We start from the raw sequence: 1697 nt of genomic DNA, 5'->3' as shown, positions 1-1697 counted from the left end.
GTAGTTTTGAAGATGCGATATCTTCTAAATAATAATCCTCCTTAGCTCAGTCGGTAGAGCATGCGGCTGTTAACCGCAGTGTCGTTGGTTCGAGTCCAACAGGGGGAGTTTATATGGCTCCATGGTCAAGCGGTTAAGACACCGCCCTTTCACGGCGGTAACAGGGGTTCAAATCCCCTTGGAGTCACTTCCTATTAGGAAATTAATTAAATATGGTGCCATAGCCAAGTGGTAAGGCAAAGGTCTGCAACACCTCTATCCCCGGTTCAAATCCGGGTGGCACCTCTGAAAATTCCAAAACATAATTTGTTTTGGAATTTTTTTATACACAAAACCATGTTAAATTAAACAATAAAGTTGGTATGGGAGCAATACCATGGCGAATATGCAGGTTATCTGCGAAAAGCAAGCGCCATCTGTAATTCATATACGCAGAAAATAAAGACAGTGAATAAAAAGAGGATACAGAGAAAATGTTAAACAAGTTTAATCAGTATATACAGAAGAAAATGGCTTTTGTAACGCCGATATGTCTGATATTGGGCGTATGTTTTTCTGATATAGCAAAGCACGGACTTCCGCTGGTAACATGGGTATTTGCATTTATGACCTTTGCAGGTGCATTGAAGTCCAGCTTTCGTGATGTGGCAAATGTGTTCAGAAACCCCAAAGTTTTGCTGGTAAGCCTGGTAATTATCCATATATTTGTTCCATGTATAGCATGCGGACTGGGGCATCTGATATTCCCGTATAATGCAAATCTTATTGCAGGAATGGTGCTGGAATTTTCTGTACCCACTGCAGTCAGCGGGCTAATGTGGATTACAGTTTATGATGGTAACGGTCCGTTGTCTCTTTCTCTGGTTGTAATAGATACAATTCTGGCACCATTTATAATTCCTGTAGCGTTGCAGTTACTTCTTGGTTCAAAGATCACTATGGATGTTGGCGAAATGATGTCTGATCTGATATTTATGGTTGCGATCCCGGCAATTGCGGCAATGTGTCTGAATCAGATAAGTAAAGGAAAAGTTAAAGAAATCTGGCCTTCAAAGCTGGCTCCTTTTTCAAAGCTTGCGTTAATGTATGTAGTTACATGTAATTCATCAAAAATAGCACCTTATGTTAAGAGTATGAATGCAGAAAGAATACTGGTTGCATTGGTGATTCTTGTGCTTGCAGCAGGAGGTTATATAGTTGGATGGTTTGTTGCAAGGATTATGAAACAGGATCAGGAGACAACCGTTTCTCTGATTTATGGTATTGGAATGCGAAATATCAGTACAGGAGCGGTAATAGCGGCTGCATATTTCCCTGGTGAAGTTGTATTTCCTGTAATGATCGGAACGCTTTTCCAGCAGGTACTTGCGGCCACGTTTGGTAAAGTACTTATAGACAGGCGAAAAAGCTCATAAAACATGCGTGACAACGATTTCACATTTATACAGAAAGAAGAACATACTGCACTAAAAAACATGAAAAATCATTGTAAAAAGATGAAATTTTTCATGTTTTTTAATTGCTATGATAACGTTTTCAGATATATGAATTCCATTTAGACATAAAATATGGTTTTATAGTTGCAACGTAACCGCCAAATAATGATGCGGTCAGATATAAAATTACTCCAGCCCTTTGCGAGTTGGAGTAATTCACTATAATTCACATGCGATTTTTGATAGATTGGAGTTTTTCAC

General features: G+C 39.1%; 1 protein-coding gene and 3 tRNA genes. All 4 read left to right on the top strand.

Annotation, left to right across the window (positions count from 1 at the left end):
* The first annotated feature begins 35 nt into the window (after positions 1-35).
* Positions 36-108 (top strand) — tRNA-Asn (locus ACTNB8_RS16260).
* Positions 109-115: 7 nt separating this feature from the next.
* A tRNA-Glu gene (locus ACTNB8_RS16255) sits at positions 116-187 on the top strand.
* A gap of 27 nt (positions 188-214) precedes the next feature.
* A tRNA-Cys gene (locus ACTNB8_RS16250) sits at positions 215-285 on the top strand.
* Positions 286-473: 188 nt separating this feature from the next.
* Positions 474-1415 (top strand): bile acid:sodium symporter family protein, encoded by a 942-nt coding sequence (locus ACTNB8_RS16245; RefSeq protein WP_441056107.1) that lies wholly within the window; start codon positions 474-476, stop codon positions 1413-1415.
* The last annotated feature ends 282 nt before the right edge of the window (positions 1416-1697 follow it).

Origin of the sequence: Blautia sp. HCP28S3_G10, from assembly GCF_052065235.1 — a bacterium.
Taxonomy (GTDB): Bacteria; Bacillota; Clostridia; order Lachnospirales; family Lachnospiraceae; genus Blautia_A.
The sequence above is the reverse complement of the archived record's forward strand: the minus strand, read 5'-3'. Positions and strand labels throughout refer to the sequence as shown.

Bases quoted from the DNA above. Each gene is read 5' to 3' on its own strand.
- ACTNB8_RS16245 (WP_441056107.1), top strand. From the start codon at position 474: ATGTTAAACAAGTTTAATCAGTATATACAGAAGAAAATGGCTTTTGTA.